General features: G+C 61.1%; 21 protein-coding genes. 9 read left to right on the top strand and 12 right to left on the bottom strand.

Annotation, left to right across the window (positions count from 1 at the left end):
* Window positions 1-137: 137 nt before the first annotated feature.
* The 5 genes from BN2694_RS12910 to truA are packed head-to-tail and all read left to right on the top strand — an operon-like array spanning window position 138 to window position 3670.
* Window positions 138-494 carry a GTP cyclohydrolase IIa gene (locus tag BN2694_RS12910; protein ID WP_167880038.1) on the top strand — a complete coding sequence of 119 codons (357 nt, stop codon included), beginning with the start codon at window positions 138-140 and terminating at the stop codon, window positions 492-494.
* Window positions 494-1504, top strand: coding sequence for a zinc-dependent alcohol dehydrogenase (locus tag BN2694_RS12905; RefSeq protein WP_135666148.1), 1011 nt, complete (start codon window positions 494-496; stop codon window positions 1502-1504). Before BN2694_RS12910 ends, BN2694_RS12905 begins: the two co-directional genes overlap by 1 nt.
* A 49-nt stretch (window positions 1505-1553) precedes the next feature.
* The gene (locus BN2694_RS12900) at window positions 1554-1949 is read left to right on the top strand and encodes a 6-pyruvoyl trahydropterin synthase family protein (protein ID WP_135666146.1); all 396 of its coding nucleotides are present in this window, start codon (window positions 1554-1556) and stop codon (window positions 1947-1949) included.
* Entirely contained in the window at window positions 1946-2797 is an 852-nt protein-coding gene (locus BN2694_RS12895) for a class I SAM-dependent methyltransferase (protein WP_135666144.1), read from the top strand. The genes BN2694_RS12900 and BN2694_RS12895 overlap by 4 nt, the downstream gene beginning before the upstream one ends.
* A 48-nt stretch (window positions 2798-2845) precedes the next feature.
* Complete coding sequence (truA, locus tag BN2694_RS12890) at window positions 2846-3670, top strand: tRNA pseudouridine(38-40) synthase TruA (RefSeq protein WP_244605453.1); 825 nt, start codon at window positions 2846-2848, stop codon at window positions 3668-3670.
* Between the two features lie 9 nt (window positions 3671-3679).
* Here truA and dpsA read toward each other — a convergent pair whose 3' ends face one another.
* Window positions 3680-4228: a DNA starvation/stationary phase protection protein DpsA gene (gene dpsA, locus BN2694_RS12885; RefSeq protein WP_135666140.1), complete on the bottom strand. Its 549-nt coding sequence runs from the start codon at window positions 4226-4228 to the stop codon at window positions 3680-3682.
* Between the two features lie 295 nt (window positions 4229-4523).
* Between dpsA and nadA the strand changes: the two genes are divergently transcribed.
* From nadA to nadC, 3 genes are read left to right on the top strand one after another with little or no spacing between them, the layout of a single operon-like run.
* Window positions 4524-5642: a quinolinate synthase NadA gene (gene nadA, locus BN2694_RS12880; RefSeq protein ID WP_210408976.1), complete on the top strand. Its 1119-nt coding sequence runs from the start codon at window positions 4524-4526 to the stop codon at window positions 5640-5642.
* Window positions 5643-5644: 2 nt separating this feature from the next.
* Window positions 5645-7156: an L-aspartate oxidase gene (locus BN2694_RS12875; protein WP_135666136.1), complete on the top strand. Its 1512-nt coding sequence runs from the start codon at window positions 5645-5647 to the stop codon at window positions 7154-7156.
* Complete coding sequence (gene nadC / locus BN2694_RS12870; RefSeq protein ID WP_135666134.1) at window positions 7153-7980, top strand: carboxylating nicotinate-nucleotide diphosphorylase; 828 nt, start codon at window positions 7153-7155, stop codon at window positions 7978-7980. The genes BN2694_RS12875 and nadC overlap by 4 nt, the downstream gene beginning before the upstream one ends.
* Here the strand turns inward: nadC and BN2694_RS12865 are convergent.
* On the bottom strand, window positions 7977-8180 hold the full coding sequence (locus BN2694_RS12865; RefSeq protein WP_135666132.1) for a hypothetical protein: 204 nt from the start codon (window positions 8178-8180) through the stop codon (window positions 7977-7979). The two genes, nadC and BN2694_RS12865, sit on opposite strands and share 4 nt — an antisense overlap.
* 240 nt (window positions 8181-8420) lie before the next feature.
* Between BN2694_RS12865 and BN2694_RS12860 the strand changes: the two genes are divergently transcribed.
* Window positions 8421-9344 carry a sulfite exporter TauE/SafE family protein gene (locus tag BN2694_RS12860; RefSeq protein WP_135666130.1) on the top strand — a complete coding sequence of 308 codons (924 nt, stop codon included), beginning with the start codon at window positions 8421-8423 and terminating at the stop codon, window positions 9342-9344.
* 372 nt (window positions 9345-9716) lie between these two features.
* On the opposite strand, the gene BN2694_RS17195 is transcribed toward BN2694_RS12860, so the two are convergent.
* The 10 genes from BN2694_RS17195 to BN2694_RS12805 all read right to left on the bottom strand — a co-directional run bounded on the left by BN2694_RS17195 (window position 9717) and on the right by BN2694_RS12805 (window position 17602).
* Window positions 9717-10187: an ATP-binding cassette domain-containing protein gene (locus tag BN2694_RS17195; RefSeq protein ID WP_167880037.1), complete on the bottom strand. Its 471-nt coding sequence runs from the start codon at window positions 10185-10187 to the stop codon at window positions 9717-9719.
* Window positions 10188-10237: 50 nt separating this feature from the next.
* Window positions 10238-10567, bottom strand: coding sequence for a carboxymuconolactone decarboxylase family protein (locus tag BN2694_RS12845; protein ID WP_135666124.1), 330 nt, complete (start codon window positions 10565-10567; stop codon window positions 10238-10240).
* Between the two features lie 198 nt (window positions 10568-10765).
* The gene (locus BN2694_RS12840; RefSeq protein ID WP_135666122.1) at window positions 10766-11296 is read right to left on the bottom strand and encodes a TorD/DmsD family molecular chaperone; all 531 of its coding nucleotides are present in this window, start codon (window positions 11294-11296) and stop codon (window positions 10766-10768) included.
* The gene (nrfD, locus tag BN2694_RS12835) at window positions 11289-12629 is read right to left on the bottom strand and encodes an NrfD/PsrC family molybdoenzyme membrane anchor subunit (protein ID WP_135666120.1); all 1341 of its coding nucleotides are present in this window, start codon (window positions 12627-12629) and stop codon (window positions 11289-11291) included. Before nrfD ends, BN2694_RS12840 begins: the two co-directional genes overlap by 8 nt.
* The gene (gene dsrO, locus BN2694_RS12830; protein WP_135666118.1) at window positions 12626-13375 is read right to left on the bottom strand and encodes a sulfate reduction electron transfer complex DsrMKJOP subunit DsrO; all 750 of its coding nucleotides are present in this window, start codon (window positions 13373-13375) and stop codon (window positions 12626-12628) included. The genes nrfD and dsrO overlap by 4 nt, the downstream gene beginning before the upstream one ends.
* Window positions 13372-15843 carry a molybdopterin-containing oxidoreductase family protein gene (locus tag BN2694_RS12825; protein ID WP_135666116.1) on the bottom strand — a complete coding sequence of 824 codons (2472 nt, stop codon included), beginning with the start codon at window positions 15841-15843 and terminating at the stop codon, window positions 13372-13374. Before BN2694_RS12825 ends, dsrO begins: the two co-directional genes overlap by 4 nt.
* A complete protein-coding gene (locus BN2694_RS12820) occupies window positions 15836-16060 on the bottom strand; it encodes a 4Fe-4S ferredoxin N-terminal domain-containing protein (RefSeq protein WP_135666438.1) in 225 nt (74 codons plus the stop codon). Before BN2694_RS12820 ends, BN2694_RS12825 begins: the two co-directional genes overlap by 8 nt.
* A 112-nt stretch (window positions 16061-16172) precedes the next feature.
* Entirely contained in the window at window positions 16173-16817 is a 645-nt protein-coding gene (locus BN2694_RS12815) for a helix-turn-helix domain-containing protein (protein ID WP_135666114.1), read from the bottom strand.
* Window positions 16818-16936: 119 nt separating this feature from the next.
* Entirely contained in the window at window positions 16937-17404 is a 468-nt protein-coding gene (locus BN2694_RS12810) for a colicin D domain-containing protein (protein ID WP_135666112.1), read from the bottom strand.
* Window positions 17405-17602 carry a hypothetical protein gene (locus BN2694_RS12805; protein WP_135666110.1) on the bottom strand — a complete coding sequence of 66 codons (198 nt, stop codon included), beginning with the start codon at window positions 17600-17602 and terminating at the stop codon, window positions 17405-17407.

Here is a 17602-nt window from a genome sequence, read left to right as displayed (position 1 = left end):
GCTACTGGAAGGGTACCCAATCCTCCGATGCCGAGCATCTATCGTCGTTCTGACTGGCAGCGCCAGCAGTGGGTGGCCCACAGGAAGAGTTCACAGCAGTCCGAACAATGATTATCGAGCCGCCCGTATGTGATCCAGTGTCGAGAGCAACCCGGGTTGGGCTGGTACAGATCGACGACTACGGACTCAGGACGGACAAACCCGAGCTACGGCGCAAAACGATTACCAAATCTCTGCAGGCGTTGCCGTTCGCTGACTTCGCCACCGTCGTCGGTGGCGACGACGTCATCGGAGACTATCCCGACCTTGGCGCGACGGTGTTCGACAACGCTATCGAACACGTCCGTCCCGAGACCAGGATCGAACTGCAGGCCGGAATCGGTCGCGGCCTGATCGCTCCCGCCGCCGGTACCAAGGCAAAGGACAACCTCGAACAGTGTCGGGCGACCGGCACACGGATCCAAGGCGCCGACCAGCTCTCGGCGGACGACTAATGGAGGGGGATTCGCTCTACTTCACTGGCCCGGAGACGATCAACCTTCGCGAGCGGTCGGTCGAGTACTCGGCCGAGGAGGTACTCATCGAAACGCGCGTCACGGCGATTAGTCCCGGAACGGAACTACTCATCTATCACGGCGATGCGCCCAGCGACCTCCCGGCCGACGAGACGCTTGACGCGCTGGATGGTGATCTCTCCTACCCGCTACGCTACGGCTACGCGGCAGTCGGGGACGTGATCGACACCGGTTCGGCCGTCGACGAGGCGTGGCTCGGTCGAACCGTCTTCGCGTTCAATCCCCACGAGACGGTGTTCAGCGCTGCGCCGTCGGCCCTCGTCCCGGTTCCCGACGGGACTGATCTCGAGGAGATGGTCATGTACCCGACGGTCGAGACGGCGACGACACTCGTCCTCGACGGAGCACCGCGGATCGGCGAACGGATAGTGGTTTTGGGCGCGGGTGTTATCGGCCTGTGTACGATCGGGTTGCTGGCGTCGTTCCCGCTGTCGGAACTGGTCGTCGTCGATCCACTGGCGGGGCGTCGGGAACGTGCCAGACAACTGGGTGCCGATACGGCGGTGGCACCGAAGGAGTTCGCGGAGACTCGCTGGAACGACGCGGCCGGGCCAGAAGGGGCCGATCTGATCTACGAATTATCGGGTTCGCCATCGGCTCTGGACGACGCCCTGGCTGTCGCTGGCTACGATAGCCGGATCATCGTCGGTTCCTGGTACGGGACGAAATCACTGACGCCCGATCTCGGCGGGGACTTCCACCGCGATCGCGTCTCGATCGAGTCCAGTCAGGTCAGCACGATCGCACCTGAACTCCGGGGTCGCTGGTCGTTCGATCGGCGCACTGAGACCACACTCGAAAATCTGCGGTCACTTCCGATTGACTCGCTCGTCACGCACCGGATCCCGTTCGAAGACGCACCTTCCGCGTACCGCCTCCTCGACGAGCAGTCCGAGAACGCACTCCAGATCCTGCTCACGTACCCATGACGGTACATAGCCGCCGAGACGCCAGCACCACCGACACAGAGATAGAACCATGACAACTGATACGTACGAACTGACAGTGACCCGCGAGTTCATCGCACAGCACTTTCTCACCGTTCCCGATCCAGGTCCGGAAGGAGTTCCCCACAGCCACCACTTCACCGTCGAGATTCGATTCGCCGGTCCCGAACTCGGTGAGTACGGGTATCTCGTAGACATCGACGACGTCGAGGCGATCCTCGAGGACCTCGAAGAACGTTATCGCGATACCCTGCTTAACGATCTCGACGAGTTCGATGGGCTGAACCCGAGTATCGAACACTTTGCCCGCCTGTTCGGCGACCGCGTCGCGGACGCGCTGACGGATCCAAATCCCGAACACCTCCGGATCCGTATGTGGGAAGACGACGTCTCCTGGGCGAGTCACTCGCGTCGTCTCGACGGATGAATCACACCGAGACCCGTTATCTGGAGGCCAAGCGGTCGCTGGACGAACGGGCCCGCTCGCCTCGCGTTCGCGATCGGTTACTCTCGGCACTCTCCGCCGAGCCACGGATCCTCGATGTCGGTTGTGGCACGGGAACAACAGTGCCACGGCTGCTCGAATGGGGGATCGATACCGGCACGTATCGTGGTGTCGACGGCGACGCCGGCGTCATCGAGTTCGCCCGTGACGTGCGGCCAGCCGAACTCCGGCGAGCCGGCTACAATGTCACAACCCACGACCGTGGCGGTACTGTCGAAGACCTTTCGGTCACCTACGAGACCGGGGACGCGCTCGCGACACTCGAACGCGCCGAGGATGTCGATTTGATCGTCGCTCAGGCGTTCGCCGATCTCGTTCCGATTTCCGAGTTGCTGGCCGGGATCGAATCGGCACTGGCTCCGGGCGGGCTCGCGTACCTCCCGATTACCTTCGACGGAGCCACGATATTCCAGCCCGACCATCCGGGAGACGACGCCGTCGAAACAGCTTATCACGAAGCGATCGACGCCGAACCCGGCCGGGACGTCCACGCCGGTCGTCACCTGATAGACGCATGCCGACGCGCGGACGGCGAGTTGCTCGCGATGGCCGCTTCCGACTGGATCCTCCGCCCCAGTAAGGGGATCTATCCCGCCGACGAAGCGTACTTCTTGGAGTGTATTCTCGGGTTCGTCGAGACAGCCCTGAGGGATGGAACAGTCGCCCAGGGTGAGGACTGGGTCGCGGCCCGTCGGAAGCAACTAGCTGCCAGAGAGCTAACCTACGTCGCCCACCAGTACGATCTCCTGTATCGGGCACCGATCCGGTAAATAGATCCCGTGCGAAAGTCCAAAGGCCCACTCCGTCGAATGCAGTCCGTGACCGATCGCTCACGACGGGCCTTCCGGATCGCATACGACGGCCGTCCCTTCCATGGCTTCCAGCGCCAGCCCGACGTGGCGACCGTCTCGAATGCGATTCTCGACGCCCTCCGGGATCTGGACGCCCTCGAAACCGACGACGTCCCACCGGGCTACGCTGCCGCCGGACGAACCGACGCCGGCGTCTCTGCACTCGCACAGACCGTCGCGTTCGACTGTCCCCACTGGCTGACCGCCGCAGCGCTCAACAGCGAGTTACCGGCCGACATCCGAGCCTGGGCGAGTGACGACGTTCCCGCCGCCTTCCACGCGACTCACGATGCCACTGCACGCGAGTACACCTATCACCTCCATGCCCCCGACTCCTCGTTGACACGGGCGCGCGACGCCCTCGGAGTCCTCGGTGGCAAGCATGACTTTCACAACTTCACGCCGGACGACACCGGTACCGTCCGCGATCTGTCCGGGAACGTGATGCGAAACGGTGAGTTCCTGGTCGTGCAATTCCGCGCAGACGGATTCCCTCGCCAGTTCGTCCGGCGGGCTGTGACCGTTATAGAAGCTGTCGCAACGGGAGCGGCCGGGCTCGACCGGATCGACCGCCTACTCGGTGAGGAGCCGGTCGAGGGGCCGGCGGGAATTGCGCCGGCCCCCCCAGAACCACTGGTTTTGACTGCTGTTGACTACCCGGATCTCTCTTTCGAGGGCGAGCACGCAGCACTCGCGAGTGCGAGAGAAATCTTCGAAACGAAGGCGATCGACCACCGGGCGAACGCCCGGGTTGCGTCGACGATCGCCGACGGGATCGACCAGGGAAAATGACGGGGCCGCTTATTCCATCGCGTCGGCGGTGACCAGCGTGTCGCCCTCCAGGTAGTGCTCGATGTGGTGGGCGTCGTCCTCGACTTCGACGATGTGCTCACGGATGATCTCCGCGGAGGTGGGGTCACCGAGGCTGTCGAACAACTCGACGTGTTCCCGGAGCGTTTCGATAATGTCACCGTATATCTCGAGGTCGTGCTCAAGGGACGTCCGGATGTCATAGACGTCCTCGTCTTCCGGTTCGACGGGAGCTTCGGCCTCTAGCGTCGCACCGCTGGCGTGGGGAACCCCGCCGAGAGCCTGGACGCGCTCGGCAAGTTCGTCGGCGAAATCCTCGGCATTACCGGCCGCATCGCCGAGGAACAGGTGCAGATCGCGGAACTCCGCACCCTCGACGTTCCAGTGGTGTTTCTTCAGCTGATGATAGAGGACGTACGTCGCCGCCAGGTCCGTGTTCAGCGCGTCGACGATCTCTTGGGCGCGCTCTGGGTCCATTCGCAGCCCTTCCGAGCCCTCGACTTCGCCTTCCGTCTTGAGTACGCGTTCGTGGGAACTCATACATAGTAATGTATACCGGGAGAGCACTTAAAGCTTTTCGAGCAGGAAACAATATTTCTTCTTCGAACAAGATTAGCTTCAATGACTACCGAGTATATTTTCCCATACTATCAAGTAGTATTAAATTTCGAATACGAACTGGTGTTCGTGTATCTGATTGGATGTGTTCGATTGATTCAAGAAATAGGGCAATTCCTCTATAATACTCCCTCCATATCGAGGTATTGAATACTAATCTTTTTCAATCAAGAGAACTGAAAGCACAGGATACACACGGTGACACACTGTGCCCGACATGCAAACAGCGAACCTGGACACGGATCTCAGTCTGTTCAAATACGACAACTTGTCACAGCTACCCCCAGCCTATCGAGATCTCGATGCCAAGACACGGAAGCAGCGGATCGAGACGGCCCTCGAGGATCTCGGCGACGATGTCGTCATCCTGGGCCACAACTATCAGCGCCGGGAGATCGTCGAACACGCCGACTTCATCGGTGACTCCTATCAGTTGAGCAAGGAGGCCGCCGAGTCCGACGCCGAATACGTGATTTTCGGTGGCGTGACGTTCATGGCCGAGTCGGCAGACATCATCACGGACGACGACCAGCAGGTCATCCTTCCGAGCATGGAAGCCTCGTGTCCGATGGCCGGGATGGCCGAGGCGCTACAGGTCGATTCGGCGTGGGAGAAACTCACGGCCGCCACCGACGAGGACGTCATCCCGATCTGTTATATGAACTCCTACGCCGACCTCAAGGCCTTCTGTGCCGAGCACGGTGGGCTGGTCTGTACCTCCTCGAACGCCGTCGACGCCTTCGAGTGGGCCTTCGAGCGTGGGGAGAAAGTCCTCTTTCTGCCCGACAAGCACCTCGGAACGAACACGGCCCACGACCTCGGCATGGAGGACGACATCCTCGTGTGGGATCCCTGGGCTGACGACACGGATCCGGCGGCAATCGAAGCCCACGACGTGATCCTCTGGGAAGGGTACTGCCAGGTCCACGAACGCTTCCGGGCCGAGCACGTCGAAGACGTGCGCAAGGAACACTCCGACGCGAACGTGATCGTCCATCCGGAGTGTCGCCGCGAAGTCGTCGAGGCTGCAGACCATGTCGGTTCGACAGCCGACATCACCCAGGCAGTCGAGAACGCAGATCCGGGCGAGACCTGGGCAATCGGGACCGAGATCCACCTCGCGAACCACCTCGACCGCTGGCACCCCGACGTCGAAGTCGTCCCACTGTGCGGTGACGCCTGCATGGACTGCAACGCGATGCGCCAGATCGACCCCAACTACCTGTTGTGGGTGCTCGAAGAGTTGGTCGAAGGACGCGAGCAGAACGTCATCAGCGTCGATCCCGCAACGGCGGATCGCGCGGGAACTGCTCTCGATCGCATGCTGGAGCTGTAACCATGACCGGACAGGAATCCACCGAAGTCCTGATCGTCGGTGGCGGCATCGCGGGGTGTGCAGCCGCACTCACAGCAGCACGCCAGAACGCGGACGTCACCCTCGCGACGAAAGCTCGCCGGCCCGAAGACGCCTCGACGTGGTGGGCACAGGGTGGGATCGCGATCGCCCGTGGCGACCCGGAACAGTTCAAACAGGACGTCATCGAGGCGTCCGCGGGGACTGCCGACCCTGCTGCCGTCGAGACCCTCGTCGAAAACGCAGACGAGGCCGTCCGGGACGTTCTCGTCGAGACGCTCGACGTGCCATTCGACACGGCAGACGGGAACGACGAGGACTTCGACTTCGGCCGCGAGGCCGCTCACGACGAGGAACGGATCCTGCACGTCGACGCCTCGACCGGATCCTACGTCCTCGAACGCTTCCTCGCGTTCGTCGACGACCACCCAAACATTCGCGTGCTCGACGACACGGCTGCCCTCGATCTCATCACCCACGAGGGACAGGTTCGCGGCGCCTACCTCGCATCCGAGGGGGATGTCTGGCCGGTCTTCGCCGGGGCGACCGTACTGGCGACCGGCGGCGTCGGGGACCTCTATCCCGACTCGACGAACCCCAGTGGCTCGACCGGTGACGGCATCGCGATGGCGGCACTGGCCGGCGCGGACGTCACGAACATGGAGTTCGTCCAGTTTCACCCGACGGTGTACGTCGACGAGGAAGGGACGCTGCTGATCAGCGAAGCTGTCCGCGGTGAGGGGGCCGTTCTCCGGAACGCGTACGGCGAGCGATTCATGCCCGCCTACGACGAGGACGCCGACCTCGCGCCCCGGGATGTGGTCGCACGAGCGGTCAAAAATGAACGCGAGATAAGTGGCGAGGTCTTCCTCGACGTCTCGGAAATCGACTTCGACGGTCGGTTCCCAGACCTTGTCGAACAGTGCGAGCAGCGCGGGATCGACTGGGAGTCGGGCATCCCCGTCACGCCTGCCCAGCACTTCCTGTGTGGCGGGATTGACGTCGACGACCGCGGGCGAACCTCACTCGATGGACTCTATGCCGTCGGTGAATGTGCCCACACCGGCGTCCACGGGGCCAATCGCCTGGCGAGTACGAGCCTGCTGGAGGGGCTGGTCTGGGGACTTCGGGCCGGCGAGGACGCAGTCGGCCGTAGTCCCCAGCCGATGGACGTACCCAACTTAGACGACCGCGATCCGGCACTGCCCGACTCCTTCGCCCGCGAGAAATTTACTCGCCTCCGGCGGGTGATGGACGAGTACGTCGGCATCGAGCGCGAGCCGGACGAGCTGAATCGCGCACTCGGTGTCCTGCGACGGCTCAAAGGCGAAGTCGACGCCTACGTCCGGACGCGCACCTCTCGATCGCTGTACGAACTCCGGAACGCGAGCGTGGTTGCGCTGCTGATCGCCCGCGCCGCGGCCGACAACGACGAGAGCATCGGGACGCACAATCTCGTGACCGAGACCGACCCGGCAGCTGTCGAGTCGCCATGATCACCGACGGTGATGTCGAACGCTGGCTTCGGGAGGACGTCGGCCACCACGACGTGACCAATCATCTGCCAGGGACAACCGACGGGCGACTGATCGCGAAGGAAAGCGGGGTCGTGGCCGGGACCGATGCCGCCGCGGCCGTCTTCGAGTACCTCGACTGTACGGTCGAGTTTACCGTCGACGACGGAACGAGCGTCGAGTCAGGCGACGCCCTGCTTTCGGTCGCTGGACCAACGCGTGACGTCCTCCGGGGCGAGCGACCGGCTGTCAACGTCGCCGCACACGCCTCCGGAATCGCCACGAAAACCCGAGAAGCGGTCCAGGCTGCGCGGGAAAACAGCGACGACGTGGCTATTGCTGGCACCCGCAAGACGACACCCGGACTCCGGGGTGTCGAGAAGCGCGCCGTCGTGGCGGGCGGGGGAGACACCCACCGACTCGACCTCTCGCACATGGCGATGGTCAAGGACAACCACATCGCCGAGATGGGACTAGAAGGCGCCGTCGAACACATCGACGAACGGACCTCTTTCGCGACGCAGATCGAGGTCGAAGTCGAGAAACCGGAAGACGCGCCCCGGGCCGCCGACGCCGGGGCCGACATCGTCCTGCTGGATAATATGTCGCCCACGGAGTGCGTGCGTGCGGTCGATTTGCTGGCGGAGGCGGGTCACGACAGCGTGCGTACAGAAGCCAGCGGCGGGATCACCACCGAGACAGTCCCAGCCTATGCCCGGACTGGCGTCGATGTCATTTCGATCGGATCACTCACCCACTCAGCCGACGCACTGGACCTGTCGTTTCGGACAGGTACGGCGGATTAACCGCCGAGCAAGCCGAGTTCGTCGGCGATCAGGTCGGCGAGTTGATCGGCGACGTCAGGATCAACCTCCGCAACCGACTCACCGTCGTGCATCCGCTCGTTGTGCGCCTCGAGTTGGTCAGCCAGGTCCGATAGCGGGATTTCCGCAGTCGTCTCACACTCCACACAGACGATCGGGACATCGGGCTCGTCGGCAGTCATACTCACTGTTTCGACGCCGACGACTAAAACGCCCCCGAATCCGCGGTTTGTGGTTATCAGCCGAGAACACAGTAAAAATTGCTTGTATCTATGACGAGTTATACAAAAGAGTGGTGATCGAACATAGCGCGTTTAGCCCGTGATTGTGCGGATCTTCCCCGATGCAGGCCGACCGACGACGGCGCGGCTCTTACCGTTGTCTCAAGCCCCAACGGGACGGAGACCCACCTTGCAGATATCATGGCGACCGACGAGTCACACGTCGACCCAAGAGCATTCCTCAAACACCTCCAGGCCTTCCGGTACCGGGAGGTGACCATGGCCCTGGCGACGCTGTCGGTGATCGCCGGCTCGATCGTCTTCTTCCCCGGCGTCAACGAGATGACCAGCGGCTTGCAGTCAGACGTCTCGACGGAAATCATGGTCGTCTTCGTCGGTGTCGCGATTCTCGCCGGGGCGATCAAGGGCATGATCGGCTTTGGCTACGCACTGATCGCGACACCGATCTTCGCGTCGGTGATCGACCCGACACTGGCGGTGGTCGTCCTGGCGATCCCGCCGTGGATGCTCAACATGTTTCAGGTCGGCGAGACCGACACCGGACTAGCGTTCGTCCGCGAGGAATGGCTCTTGCTCGCGCTGGCAATCTCTGGCGCTATCGTCGGTGTAGCAGTCCTCGACGCCGTCGAAACCGGTCCGCTGGTGCCGTTTCTGATCGGCGTGATCGTCTTCGGCTACGTTCTCTTCCAGCTCGGGCAGGGGTTCGTGACGGTCGAGAAAGCCCACCACCCGATCGCGATGAGCATCGCCGGTGCTCTTGAGGGGTTCCTGCTCGCGGTGGCGAATCTCGGTCCACTCCTGCCCGCCTACTTCCACACCTTCGAGCGCGACACGGAGCGGTACATCGGCGGCCTCTCGATGGTCCTGGGTGCGATCTTTACCGTCCGAATCGTCCAGATGGCGCTGTTCACCGACCTGATGACCCCTTATCGGCTGTGGCTGGGTTCGGTCATCGCCGTCGTCACCCTCGTGGGGCTGTTCGTCGGGACGTACCTCCGGCGACTGGAGATTGACGAACAGCGATTCAACTGGTTCGTGATAGCGCTGCTGTTCGTGATCTCGTTGAACATCTTCCGGCAGACGATCCCAGCGTTGTTCTTGTGAGTGAAATAATAGAAGATGCCCCCATCGTGTATCCCAGGTGTGTCGATGAAATATCAATTTGTGTCGACACTCGCCAGGCATCCCGATCCTGTGCGAGTAGTTCTTGCTCGAAGCGTTCGTGATCGTCTGCCGTATCGTGGTGGACATCTGGCCTAGACATATACATTCAAAGGCAGGACACGACCTGCCCCCACACCCATTCTGGGGGCGCTACAAACAGCTTCCTCCAGCCTGTTTGGGAACGTCCGTTCTAACAGCTGCTTACACTCTCCACGCCCCACGCCATCGTCCGGGTGACACTCCGATCTCGCTTGGCCTGTGGCCTGGCACCTCGGTCGTGGTGGCCGCGAACTGAACGTTGGGCGGGCACCTCTACCACAGATCGGTTGATTTTCCTGCTGCCTGGTGGCTGAATTGGGCTGTCCGACGTTGCTCACCGCTGAGTGTCGGCACTTCCTGCATTGTCAGGTCATCGATCCCAAGCCCGGCGAGAACGCTCTCGACGGCACATCGGTTCGACCTGCCGGGTCGCCACCCGAAGTGTGGATTCGGGCCAAGTAATACGGTATCGAAGACGGTCGCGGACGGCGTCGTCCCTTCGACTTGTAGGAGATGGCCGATCAGCTGGGCAGTCTCTTCGCAGGAGAGCATCTGGACAACGATCCCATCAGCAGTCACTGTCCCCGTTGTGGGTTCGAGCAAACCACCGATCGCTCGGACGAGCGAAGACTTTCCCGAACCGTTCGGTCCGAGCAGTTTCTGAACGACGTGGGGAACGACGCGTCCGACGAACCCGATGATGCCGACGTACGCGACTGGCGAGAGAACTGCGGTGCCGACCACACCGAGAACTGTGAGTCCACTCGTCGAAACTTCATAATATCCGTCGGATCTCACTTTGCTAGGTCGTCGATCCAGGTCAGCGCAGCCATGGCCTCCGGGAAGCCGAGCGTTGGGATCGCAAGCAATGCCACGTGCCGGAGCGTTTCGGGGTCGATATCCTCTTCGAGTCCGCGTCGCGCATGTGAGTGGACGGCGCCTTCGGACTGGGCACCCACCGCCAGGGCGAGTTTTACGAGCCGCTTCGTCTTGCCGTCGACCTCGCCCGCTTGTGAACACGCCTTACCGAGATCGGCATAGGCGTCCCAGATATCGGGATAGTCGTCGGCTAGTCCGCCGGCTGCTGCCGGTAAGTCGTCTGGAGAGTCGATTTTGTCCGCCATGGTGGCATTTCAGACGAGAGGAGGTTAACTGTTGGGTGCTGACTGCTTGAAAGACGCTCACTTGACCCGGACGCGTTCAAATCGGGTTTGACTCGACAAACGCTCCTGGAAACGCAGAGAGAAGTATGGGTATCTTGTCCATTTTGGTGCCATGTCAGTGCTGAACGTCAACGCGATACGAAAGAGGAGGCGGCAACATTACAGCACGACAGCGGCGGTCGCGTCCGCGATTTCAACGTAGAACGGCTCGCGCGTCTCTGCACGGACCGTCTCAAAAAACGTCTCGAACCACTGCCGAGGATGGTCGTCGAGGAATCGTTCCCGAGTTTCCGACGAGGCGACCACCGACAGATGGCCGGCGAATTCGATTTCGGTCGCGACGTGATCGGGGAGATCAGACCACTCAGGATCGAGCCCGAGGCCGTACTCGTCGTACCACTCGACAACCGCTCGCGTAGACGGGCCGAGAACGTTGCCGGCGTCGTCGCCACCATCGCGGTAGCTACTCTCGTAGGGCGGACATGGCGGGCCCTCAGGCCCGACGAACAGCCGGGTATGTTCGGTCCGTAACGTCGACAGATCGGTTGTCGTCGACTCGGAGACGACGCCCGCGAGCTTCCCCGACTCGATAGCCGCAAGGAGCCGTTCGGTCGGTTGCCGCCAGCACTGTGCCAGCACTGCGTAGCCCTCGGCAACCTCTGTCTCCCCGGCGGGAGCGGCGTCACTCATCGTTGCCACCGTCCGCTCGGACTGCGCCACCGTCCGCGGCCGCGGCGTCACCAGTTGATTCGCGTCGAGGTCCGCTTTCGACTGCTGATCCCGGGAATACCGGGAAGTACCGCAGGCCGAGGGTGAGGATCAAGGCGCCGAGTGCGATAAGCCCGATCGAAACCAGCAACTCGATCACCGTCGGCGTGTAGGTCCCGACCGTCGCCCAGACGTTCGATCCAATCCCACTGTACCCGGTCCCGGTCGTGACACCGGGCGCGGCTGCGATATTGAGATCGTTGTAGCCGGTGAAGATGAGGTTGACGCCCTCGAAGAGAATACCGAAAATCGCGAACACGCTAGCGGTGAATACTGCCCAGGTACGTGTCCGCAGAGCCGGGACGACCAGCAATGCCAGCGGGATCACTCCGCCGACGACGGTCCACAACCAGAACGACACCGTATTGCCCACGAGAAAGCCACTGGTGATTGCCCAGAAGTCAAAGTTCGCGGCCCAGGCGTGTGGCAGCCGTTCAGCACCGACGAGATAGACGATGTGGACTGCGACAAACACGCCGAGCACTTTCCCGAGTTCCGGGACCAGTTCCTTGGAGAGTTCAAACCGAGTGAACTGGGTGGCGAGTATCGCGACTACGAGCACCAGCGCTAGCCCTGAAACCAGTGCCTTCATGATGAACATGGGTGCGACCAGCGGGCTGAACCAGCTGCCGCGGCCGATCTGTAGCGCGAAGATCCAGCCGGTGACTGAGTGGAGCGCGACAGCCAGCGGGATTGCGATCGACGCAGCCCAGAACGAGAGTTTTCGATCCCGTTTCCGGCCAGCCTCCGTATCACGGACTCCGAAGGCGAACCGCGAGCCGCGGGCGGCCAGGTCACGCCGGGTCAACAGCCAGAAGTACACCGCACAGAACAGACCGTACAGCACCACGATCGCGAAGTCCCACACCATCGGCGACCGGAAGTCCGGCGAGAGAAAGAATCCGACTACGCGGCTGGGTCGGCCCAGATCCGGGAGGATCAGTAGGCCCGCGACTACGATGCAGGCAAAGCTGATCAGCACGCCAAGCGCTGCGATGGAGTCGTACCGGTTGGAGTGAAAGAACTTCGGCACGCTGGAAATGATTAGCCCGCCGGCCGAGAGTCCGACAAAGAAGACGAACAGCATGATGTACAGCCCCCAAGAGAAGACGTTGTCCATCCCCGTGACGATCAGCCCCTGGCTGAGCTGGTAGGCCCAGGCCACCAACCCGGCGAGGACGAGCACGCTTAAGCCGGCGATCCAGGCCTTGCCACGCGTCCCGAACTTACCAGGAGACGCGACTGGGTCGCTCATCGCTCCGCACCTCCGTCCGTCGCCGGAACGCCAGGGTCGGCGTTGCGACGTTTAGGCGGATCGTCGAGTTCGGACTCCATTTCGTTACCGAGGTGATTGCGGCCGGGAGACATCTCCCCACGGATGTAATAGGTACTCGGGTCGGTTTCCAGATCATCGAGCAGTTGCGTGGTTTCGTACTGCTTGACATACCGTGAAACGGCACTGTCAGGATCGTCTAAGTCCCCGAAGATTCGTGCGCTGGACGGGCAAGCAATCGTACACGCCGGGTCGAGTCCCTCGTCAAGTCGGTGGCTACAGAACGTACACTTCTCGACGACACCGCGTTCGCGCTGCTCGACGTTGCCGGTCCCGTCGGGCGCGGTCGTTTCGGGTTCGTCGTAGTTGAACACCCGAGCGTTGTACGGGCAAGCAGCCATACAGTATCGACAGCCCATGCACTTCTCGTAGTCTATCTCGACGATCCCGTCCTCGCGCTCGTACGTGGCGTTAACTGGACAGACCTTCACGCACGGGGCGTTCGAACAATGCTGGCAGGCCGTCGGCTGGTACTGCATTGACAGCGTTCCGTCGCCCCCGTCCACGGGATACTTTCCTGTCGGCGTGTCTATATTTTCGCCACCAGCAGTGAGGATCCGGTTCCAGGCCTGTCCCATACTGACGTTGTTCTCATCCTTACACGCCACTGCGCAAGAGTGACAACCGATACACCGCTCTTGGTCGATTACCATTCCGTAGTTGGTCATGCTGTATCACCGCCGTGTTGGAAGTCTCCGATCCAATCTGTCTCAGCCGGATCGTCGTACTTGCTCGTATCAAGGTCGTCCGGGGCTGGTTCAATCTCGACGCGAGTATCGTAGAACGCAAAGTTCTCGATTGTCTCGCTGACGTCGGTGTGGGTCAAGTCGTTATGGTGGCCGGCGATGTAGTGCTCTTCCCACCACCCCTGGTCGGTATTGACGTGGCCGGGGCGATAAGCGTCGTTGTACTTGGCCTTGACGACCATCTCGCCGCGGTCGTTGTAAACCCGGACGTACTCGCCGTCCTCAATCCCGCGGTCTCTGGCGTCCTGTGGGTTGATATCGATCCGTGGCTCCGGGTTGATCTCCCGCATCAAGGGGTTCTCGGCCCACTGTGAGTGGATCCGCCATTTCGAGTGTCCCTGCATGAACAACAGCGGGTATTCGTCGGCCAGTTCGTGATCGTCGGCCGTTCGATCCTCCAGAGGAACCGGGAGTTCGAGGGAGACTCCCTTCTCACTGGGCGCGTCCTCGTCGTAGATCTCGAGGCGACCGGTGGGGGTATTGAACTCGTCTTTGAAGATGACCTCGTCGGTTTCGAGGTGGATAGTCCCCTTCTCGCGGATCTCCTCGAAGGTGAACCGGTCTTCCGCCTCCAGGATCTTCCGGAGTAATGCTGTCCGATCGCGTTCGAAGTGCTCGCCGTATCCCAACCGGTCGGCCAGTTCCGCGATCATCCAGTGGTCCGATTTGGACTCCCACAGCGGATCGTGGACCGGTTCGCGGTACATCGCGTGAGGATGTTCGCCGGCCCCTGTGACGTCCTCGCGCTCGGTCCAGTGCGAGGCCGGAAGAACGATATCTGCATGCTGGACAGTGGGTGTGTGATGGATGTCGGCCACTGCGACGAGGTCCAGGTTCGACAGCGAGTCGATCCACTGCTGACGGTCAGGGAGTTGGTTAGCGACGAAGTTCGAGGACTGGGTGTACATCATCTTCAGCGGCGGGTCAGCGTCGCCCTGCAATGCCGAGAGGATTCCCTTCTGCTGGAGCGTTCTCGTCCCTGGACTTCCATCGACGGTTCCGTAATCGCTCTTGTATCCGGAACCGGCGAACCGGCCGCCAGTGACACAACCGCTGCGTCCGTAATCACCGGTGAGTGCCAGGAGAATCGCGTACGCCTGACCGAAGACATGGCCGTAGACGTACCGATCGACACCGAGCCCCGTCATGACGCCGCCAGGCCCGCGCGTTGCGAGCCAGCGGACTGCTTGTCGGACGTTATCGGCATCGACGCCGATGGTTTCCTCGATGTCCTCCGGCGCGTAGGCGGCGACGGATTCCTCAAGTTCCGTCAGTGCCGTCCGAACTTCGTAGCCGTCGATATCGAAAGTCCCTCGCAGCGCGTACTCGCCGTACGTCTCCGGTTCGAGTGCCACCGCTTGGCCGGCGTCCGCGTCGTAGGCGACCGGCGTTTCGTCGTCGCCTTCGGGGAGGACGTCCCCGGTCTTCAGAAGATTGCCGTTGTCGGTTCTGACGAGCGCCGGCGCGAGCGTCCGTTCTCTGAGGAACTCGGTGTCCTCCAGGTCCTCATCAAGCACGGTATGGATCATGCCCATCACGAGGTGAATGTCCTTACCAGGCTTGACAGGCAACCAAAGGTCGGACTTGGCTGTCGTCTGGTTGTACACTGGGTCGATCCCGACGATTTTCGTCCCGCCCTCGATAGCATCCAGCAGGAAACGCGCGTCTGGATTGAGGCGGCTTCTGAACACGTTACCGCCCCAAATCAGGATCGTATCGGCGTTCTTGATGTCAGTCCGCATGTTGGTGGGGGTATTGAAGTACCCTGCACCGGTGATCCGTCGGAAGCCGAGGCCGACGTTGATGTCGATCGACCAGGACATCATCGTCCCGCCAAAGAGGTTCGCCAGCCGGCTGTACACCGTGCCGTTGATACCGCTGCCGCCGGACCCGAGTTCGAAGTAGACACTCTCGGGGCTGTATTCGTTCCGGATACGGTCCATCTCATCGGCAACGTAATCGAGCGCTTCGGCCCACTCGATTCGCTCGAACTCGGCGTCTGGTCCCCGCCCCTGTGGATTCGGATTCTCGGGCGACCAGTCGCTTCGCTTCATCGGGTACTTCAGCCGGTTGGGGTTGTACGTCCGGTGGAGGTGGGTCTGTCCCAGCGTACAGGCCCGTCGAAACTCTTCCCGGTCGGGGATCGCGGGTTCGACTTTCCGGATCTGTCCGTCCCGAACATGGATGTCGAGCGGGCAGTGCCCCCGACAGTTCGGCGAACAGTAGCCATGGACGACCGTGTTCTCCTGTAAGAATCGCTCGACGTCGTTGACACCCGAATCGTCGCTCAACGACTGGAGCACGTTCGATCCGCCGACACCGAGGACCCCCGCGGCCGCCCCGGCACTGAGCAGGACGTTCCGGCGCGTGACGCCATCTTGCTCACTCATCGAACCCCTCCGGTTTCGTCGGTCGGTCGTCGACGCCGAACTCCTCAAGGACGACGTCGTGATACTTCTCGTGGAAATCTGCCTCGGACATCTCTCCGATACTGACCCGGACTGCGTCCCGACCCATCTGTTTCCCCAACTCCGTACTGTGGGTGCTTTCCGCAAGGATCTCCTCGGCCGACTGTTCCCAATCCTCGTCGTCTAGCCGACGCGCCATCCCGTCGTGTGTGTCGGTAGTATCAGTCACTTCGAGCCACCGTGGCTCTATCTACACGCTCCCACCCCAACCCGTTAGCCGGACACAATTGTGCTCTTTATATACTAACGCCCTAGGCTCCGTCGCTGAACAGGTCCTGCATGACTTTTGCCTCCGCTGAGGACAGTCGTTTCGAGAGGGCCGACTTCGAGATACCAATCTCGTCGGCTAACTCCTCGAATTCGACTGTCCGCGGTCGATCGTAGTAGCCGGCGATGATCGCCCAGTCGATCGTCTCACGCTCGATGTCGGTCAGGTTCTCGAGGTCGACAAGTTCCGATCGACGTTCATCGGACCCCCCTTTGACCAGTTGCTTGAGGTGGACGCTCCCCGCGCTCTCTCTGAGGTCCATAACGACGTCCCGTAACGTCTCTCTGTCGGGGGGGTTCGTTCTAACGACTACCGACCGTCCGCTAATCGCCTGGAGAGAAGGATTACAGCCGTGGGATGCGACGATGCGACAGACGCACTCCCCGTGGGTCGTCGTCCGTCGGTAGTGGACTGTGGCGTCTTCGGTGCTGGCACACGTGGTGACGTGACAGGTATTATCGATCAAGTGATGATCGATGGGCGAAGTATCATCACCAGCGCCCGCCGCGGGACAGATACAGTCGGCCCCTTCGACGACCAGTACGGCAGTTAGTGGGCGTCGGGAATCGAATCCCGGTCTCTCGTCTTCGTCGACTGTATCGACCCCAGGACTCGATTGGTGATTCATACGTGTTAGTTCGTGCCGAATCCTCCTGTATTTATTGGCGAGTCTTTCAGATTGGTAGCGGTAGGTGCCCGATTGTAGGGCATTTACCGGCAGGATTTGAGGGCCGAAGTGACATTCGTTTACAACCTTGAGACGCGATGAACCTCGCCTTCGATTGTACAAGCCGAGCCCATTCCCCAGTTAAACGAGGAAAAGAATCCGCGAATGAGTCGAAATCGGCTCGCCCCGACGATTCCGATGGAATTGGCATCGACAACTGCCTGTGCATTATTGTAAGAATATCTATATTTCCAACCGTCGGTCGAGACAATCACGGTATTACCCGTCTGAGAGTTATCAGGATAGGTCACATTCCTACCACGATACGTACCGTCGATTGATCGAGTTGCTGTATCTGCAATATGACGTGTGAGGGGATTTTGGAATACTTCTTTGTTATTACTATTCCAGTTCCCGGCCACCCCGAAATCATCCGTATGCTTGAACTTACGTTGTAATTGCCGTTCCAGGATATCCACACGGCAGATCCTATCAAGAGCGTCTTCAATGCTATCTAATGAGATACTTGTATTTCCTATGTCACTCACCTACGAGTCCCGAAGGTCATCATCCGCAAGCAACTCCCGGAACTGCGACCGTTTGACCGAGTCCATATCGGCGTACTTCCGTGTCGCTTCGACGAAGTCGTCCGTCTCGATTTCGTCACAGTCTAAGAGCTTCTGCAGGGAGGCATCGGCCACCTTATTGAGCAAGTGTACCCTGTCATCGCCCGTCTCTTCGACCAA

The organism is Halorhabdus rudnickae (assembly GCF_900880625.1).
In the GTDB taxonomy this organism is placed as follows: Archaea; Halobacteriota; Halobacteria; order Halobacteriales; family Haloarculaceae; genus Halorhabdus; species Halorhabdus rudnickae.
The sequence above is the reverse complement of the archived record's forward strand: the minus strand, read 5'-3'. Positions and strand labels throughout refer to the sequence as shown.